Below are 783 nucleotides of genomic sequence, written 5' to 3' on the forward strand. Positions count from 1 at the left end.
AAAATTCACTTTAAAAAGGGCGGACATCAGTCGAACTTCAAGAAAAAACTGATGCCACCAAGACTACACACAGCAGTGTTGTTATTCACAACCGGAAGCGCACTCCCACCATTTAAATTTAACAGACAAAACCGACTCTTTATGGATATCGGAAATGAGCCTTCGTGTTGCGCCCGGTTTTATTTCACCACCTCCGGGCTTTGGTGGTTTCTGCTATACCCCTACAGCGAGAATATTGAATTAATCCAAATAATGGATTAGCAAGTATTTCTGGCAAGCCAGCGACGTGCGCCCGTTTCAGTTTTGAATGTCTTGCTTTTGGTATAAGTCATGGCGGTGAACGTTCCATCTTGGTTGGGGAACACGCCGCACACCAGGGATTCGTTATTGCCGAGGTCGATTTTTTGCATTTTGGGGGCCCTCACATCTTGTTGTTGCGGATAGAGGCTTCTGCCTGCCAGAGATCCCAGTCGTTGCTGCGTAAAGCCTGCACAGCCTGGTTGTAAGTGATATCGCAACAATCCATCAAATACTGAACTACTTCGTAATGCACCATCTTATCTCTCCCCTTAACGCCGGGTGGCGGAACTAAAACCTACAGCGCCGTGCTGCTTCTGCAATAATATTAGTTATATTCATATAAGTGATCAACACAAATATGCATTTTATTGATAAAAATGTACTATCGTAATGAAATTTTTAGTGTTTTTTTTGATAAAAAAGAAAGGTGAGGGTGCAGAGGGGACAAAAAAACCGCCAAAAATGGCGGGGGTGTTGTGGGGG

At 44.1% G+C, this 783-nt stretch carries 3 protein-coding genes; 1 reads left to right on the top strand and 2 read right to left on the bottom strand.

All coding sequences use genetic code 11. The features are described 5' to 3' along the window. The coding region (locus tag EQY_RS27165; protein ID WP_000585845.1) for a hypothetical protein at positions 1–261 on the top strand (261 nt) is incomplete at its 5' end. Here the strand turns inward: EQY_RS27165 and EQY_RS24020 are convergent. After that, positions 258–410, bottom strand: coding sequence for a DUF1391 family protein (locus EQY_RS24020; RefSeq protein ID WP_001169150.1), 153 nt, complete (start codon positions 408–410; stop codon positions 258–260). The genes EQY_RS27165 and EQY_RS24020 overlap by 4 nt on opposite strands. Before the next feature lie 11 nt (positions 411–421). After that, positions 422–556, bottom strand: coding sequence for a hypothetical protein (locus EQY_RS27260; RefSeq protein ID WP_000233805.1), 135 nt, complete (start codon positions 554–556; stop codon positions 422–424). Between the last annotated feature and the right edge of the window lie 227 nt (positions 557–783).

Source organism: Escherichia sp. TW14182 (assembly GCF_000208525.1).
GTDB lineage: Bacteria > Pseudomonadota > Gammaproteobacteria > Enterobacterales > Enterobacteriaceae > Escherichia > Escherichia ruysiae.